The sequence below is a fragment of the Stenotrophomonas sp. STEN031 genome (assembly GCF_056759975.1).
In genome coordinates this window covers 1-3916 of the sequence record NZ_JBRREA010000112.1, presented here as the reverse complement: position 1 = coordinate 3916, position 3916 = coordinate 1, and the positions used below count along the sequence as shown (strand labels likewise).

Below are 3916 nucleotides of genomic sequence, written 5' to 3'. Positions count from 1 at the left end.
GGCTACGCACTGAGCCGCTGCGCGGCCCCGCGATGTCGAAAACCCACGCATGAACCCCCGATCTGTGCCCGATCTGTGCCCAAAGCGGCGCTTGCGCGGCCGCTTCCTACCCGCCAGACTCGCAAAAAAGGGCGGTTGAACTTCCTATACCCAATGGTGCACGCGTCGAGGATCGATCCAAGTTCGAGATCAACGAGATTGCCGTCCTTGACGCGGTATTCGCGGTCATAGCCCTTGGCGATGAACGACTGGACTGCTTCTAGAACGTCGGTCACTTCGGATGTCATGCGCGCACTTTCATATCGAGTTGGATTGGACGCGCTTCCGCACAAGTCGTGCTTTGGTCCATCAGATGACGGAGAAGAGCGCGGAGTGCGGAGTTCATAGCCACTTGGACTTCTTGAAGCGCACGAACAGGATGAGGCTGGACACCGCGATCAGCCCGAGCACGACGAAGTAGCCATAGGTCGTGTTCAGTTCCGGCATGTTCTTGAAGTTCATGCCGTATATTCCGGCGATCGCCGTCGGGACTGCGAGTATCGCCGCCCAGGCAGCGAGCTGGCGGGTGATCACCCCCGTCCTTTGCGCTTCAAGAAGGCTGCTGGCCTCAAAGACCGTGGACAGGACAAGCAGGAGGCCGTCGACCATGGACTGCACGCGGTGGACATGGTCCGCGACGTCGTGGAAATATGGTGTCATTTCGGCGCTGATGCAGGGAAAGTGGCCGCGAACGAGCTTTCGCACCAGCTCGGCCATAGCCCCGAGCGTGCGCTGGAACCGCGTGAGTTCGGACCTTAGTTCGAAGATTCGCGCCACCTCTTCTGGCCCGAGGAAATCGTGCAGCGACCGTCGCTCCATCGCCAGGACGTCGTCCTCGATCATTTCGAAGATGGGCAGATACTGGTCGACCACGCGATGCAAGATCGCGTGCAGCACATAGTCGACACCCTTGCCGAACTGCGTCGGCGATGCCTCGAGTTGCTCCCGAAGTTTGCCCAGCGCTCCGGCGTTGCCGTGCCGCACGGTGATGAGGTGATTGTGACCGGTGAAGATCGCCATCTTGCCGTAGCTGATCCGGTCGCCGACCAGCTCGGCGGTCTGCGCGACGACGTACAACTCATCGTTGTAGACCTCGAGCTTGGGCGGGCACAGCGGGTGCATCGCGTTGTCGATCGCCAACGGATGAAGATTATATGTCCTTTGGATCGCGAGTAGTTCCTCGGGGGTGGGTTCGCTAAGCGCGATCCAGCAGAAGCCCGAGCGACTCTCGCCCAACTTGACGTGCTCATCGAGCGCGATTTCGCGAACTCGCTTGCCTTCGTTGTAATAATAGGCGGCGATGATGCTCATGCTGGCCTCGCGGGAATGTGGAGGCCACGCTGGACGGCCGGTCGAGCCAGCCCGCGTCCAAGCCATGCGCGGACGTTCGAAAAGCTGCTGAGGCCAAGGATGTCACCCGCAGCGTAGAATTCCACCAGCGCATTCACCCAGCCGAGCGTCGCGATGTCCGCGATCGAATAGTCGTCGACGATCCAGTCGCGGCCTTCCAGCCGGCGATCCAGAATCCCCAGCAGACGCGTGGATTCGTCGATAAAGCGCTGTTGCGGCCGCTTGTCCTCATAGTCCTTGCCGCCAAATCGCAGGAAGAAGCCGAGCTGACCGAACATCGGCCCGATGGCCGACATCTGAAAGAACACCCACGCTAGGGTCTCGTAACGCTGGCCTGGTTCGGTGGAGATGAACTGACCCGTCTTGTCGGCCAGATAGAGGAGGATCGCACCGGATTCCCATAAGGCGATGGGTCTACCGTCAGGGCCAGCCGGATCGATGATCGCCGGTATGCGTCCGTTCGGGTTCAGCGACACGAACGCCGGATCCTTCGACTCGTTGTTCGAGATGTCGATCAGGTGGGGCTCGTACGCCAGGCCAGTCTCCTCAAGCATGATCGAGACCTTGACGCCATTGGGCGTAGGGGCTGCGTAGAGTTGCAGGCGATCGGGATGAGATGCCGGCCAGCGCTGCGTGATCGGAAAGGACGAGAGGTCTGGCATAAATCTGCGATCCTGGTGTTGCGATGGCGACTGACTGGAACGAGCCGTCACTCTGAAGTAGGGTTCGATGACCGCGTCGCTGAACGACGCGGTCACGAAGATTGCGGACCGGATCGGCGCAGTGGCAACGGCAGTGAAGCCTATTCCGCCGCGGTCCCGGCCGCTGGCTGTACGTCGTCAACCTTTTGGCGCTTCGGAAGCACCCAGCCGGGACGGACGAAGTGGCAGGTGTAGCCGCCCGGGCGCTTCTCCAGATAATCCTGGTGATCGGGCTCGGCCTCCCAGAACTCGCCGACCGGCTGGACCTCGGTCACCACTTTGCCATCCCACAGCCCCGAGGCATCCACATCGGCGATCGTATCCTCGGCGACGCGCTTCTGCTCCTCGTCGACATAATAGATGCCCGACCGGTAGGAGAGCCCACGATCATTGCCCTGGCGGTTCAGCGTCGTCGGATCGTGGATCTGGAAGAAGAATTCCAGGATGTTCCGGTAGCTCGTCACCGCCGGGTCGAAAACGATCTCGATCGCCTCGGCATGCGTGCCGTGATTGCGATAAGTGGCGTTCGGAACATCGCCGCCAGTGTAACCTACACGAGTCGAGACGATGCCGGGCCGCTTGCGGATCAGATCCTGCATGCCCCAGAAACATCCGCCTGCGAGAATAGCGCGCTGATGCATGTTAAGCCTCCTCTACCTGATCGAGATATTCACCGTATCCCTCGGCCTCCATTTCGTCGCGCGGGATGAAGCGAAGGGACGCTGAGTTGATGCAGTAGCGCAGACCGCCGCGGTCGGAAGGACCATCTGGGAACACGTGGCCGAGATGGCTGTCGGCATGTACCGACCTGACCTCCGTCCGGACCATGCCGTGTGCGCTGTCCCGCACCTCGTTCACGTTTGCCGGAACGATCGGCTTGGTGAAGCTGGGCCAGCCAGTACCCGAATCGAACTTGTCCGTTGAAGCGAACAGCGGCTCGCCCGACACTATGTCGACGTAGATGCCAGGCTCCTTGTTGTCGTTGTGCTCGCCCGTGAAGGGCCTTTCGGTCCCCGACTCCTGGGTAATCCGGCGTTGCTCGGGGGTCAGGCGGTCAACTGCTGTCTGTGACTTTTCAAACTTCATGATAGTCTCCAATAATTAATCTAGAGCCGACATTCCCCAAGTGGCCTGCCGCTTGACTTCAAGATCGCCTGATTTTGCTCGCTGGGCAAGCGTTTTTCGCCCCGAGCGGTGTCTGTCGTCGCGCAAACGGCCGAAGTCGGGTGGATCAAGCCTCGAACCCGCAGCATTCTGGCCCGGCAGAGCCGCTTTTCCGCGCGGCAGACGGACCTGTCCTGCCGCTTTCGTTCAGCTTGGGCATGGATCGTGGTCATGCGCATGACGGAGGCGTTCGAAGACGGCGGATGGCGGCAAGGACGGCCCGCACCATCGGGCCGGTGACGGCGACCTCGGCCAACTGGAAGGTAATGGCGCGGGCGTGGCGGACGACGCGGGCGCCGATCTTGATCAGCTTGAGTTGCAGGCTGGTCAACGACCAGTCCGCCATGGCCTCGGGCAGTTCGATGCAGCGCAGGAAGGAGAGGCTGGTGGCGTATTCCTGCAAGAAGCGCGGGCTGTGCCCGAGCTGCGGCGCACGGCGCATGGCCGAGTCGGCGCGGCATCTGGTGGACGAGGTGTTCGGCCCGCGGCCGGTGCGGCAATGGGTGCTGAGTTTCCCCTACCCGTTGCGCTTCCTGTTCGCCAGCAAGCCGGAGGCCATCAGCCCGGTGCTGGGCATCGTGCATCGTGTGATCGCCGGTTGGCTTGCCGATCAGGCCGGCGTGCCGCGGGATACGGCGCAATGCGGCGTGGTGACCCTGATC

Annotated in this window: 5 protein-coding genes and 2 pseudogenes; 1 reads left to right on the top strand and 6 read right to left on the bottom strand. The window is 61.6% G+C overall.

The annotated features are described in order from the left end of the window. Positions 1-2: 2 nt before the first annotated feature. The 6 genes and pseudogenes from ACVOLQ_RS22345 to ACVOLQ_RS22320 form a co-directional block, all read right to left on the bottom strand. On the bottom strand, positions 3-287 hold the full coding sequence (locus ACVOLQ_RS22345) for a hypothetical protein (protein WP_069953517.1): 285 nt from the start codon (positions 285-287) through the stop codon (positions 3-5). 94 nt (positions 288-381) lie between these two features. Continuing rightward, a complete protein-coding gene (locus ACVOLQ_RS22340) occupies positions 382-1350 on the bottom strand; it encodes a magnesium and cobalt transport protein CorA (RefSeq protein ID WP_150359739.1) in 969 nt (322 codons plus the stop codon). Further along, on the bottom strand, positions 1347-2051 hold the full coding sequence (locus ACVOLQ_RS22335; protein ID WP_003464969.1) for a glutathione S-transferase N-terminal domain-containing protein: 705 nt from the start codon (positions 2049-2051) through the stop codon (positions 1347-1349). The genes ACVOLQ_RS22340 and ACVOLQ_RS22335 overlap by 4 nt, the downstream gene beginning before the upstream one ends. A 140-nt stretch (positions 2052-2191) precedes the next feature. Further along, entirely contained in the window at positions 2192-2731 is a 540-nt protein-coding gene (gene msrA / locus ACVOLQ_RS22330) for a peptide-methionine (S)-S-oxide reductase MsrA (RefSeq protein WP_150359740.1), read from the bottom strand. A gap of 1 nt (position 2732) precedes the next feature. Next, the gene (msrB, locus tag ACVOLQ_RS22325; protein ID WP_116089488.1) at positions 2733-3176 is read right to left on the bottom strand and encodes a peptide-methionine (R)-S-oxide reductase MsrB; all 444 of its coding nucleotides are present in this window, start codon (positions 3174-3176) and stop codon (positions 2733-2735) included. Between the two features lie 247 nt (positions 3177-3423). Beyond that, positions 3424-3633: pseudogene (locus ACVOLQ_RS22320) on the bottom strand (transposase); the annotation flags it as partial. Between ACVOLQ_RS22320 and ACVOLQ_RS22315 the strand changes: the two are divergent. Further along, positions 3626-3916: pseudogene (locus ACVOLQ_RS22315) on the top strand (transposase zinc-binding domain-containing protein); the annotation flags it as partial. The pseudogenes ACVOLQ_RS22320 and ACVOLQ_RS22315 overlap by 8 nt on opposite strands.

Bases quoted from the DNA above. Each gene is read 5' to 3' on its own strand.
- ACVOLQ_RS22345 (WP_069953517.1), bottom strand. From the start codon at position 287: ATGACATCCGAAGTGACCGACGTTCTAGAAGCAGTCCAGTCGTTCATC.
- ACVOLQ_RS22340 (WP_150359739.1), bottom strand. From the start codon at position 1,350: ATGAGCATCATCGCCGCCTATTATTACAACGAAGGCAAGCGAGTTCGC.
- ACVOLQ_RS22335 (WP_003464969.1), bottom strand. From the start codon at position 2,051: ATGCCAGACCTCTCGTCCTTTCCGATCACGCAGCGCTGGCCGGCATCT.
- msrA (WP_150359740.1), bottom strand. From the start codon at position 2,731: ATGCATCAGCGCGCTATTCTCGCAGGCGGATGTTTCTGGGGCATGCAG.
- msrB (WP_116089488.1), bottom strand. From the start codon at position 3,176: ATGAAGTTTGAAAAGTCACAGACAGCAGTTGACCGCCTGACCCCCGAG.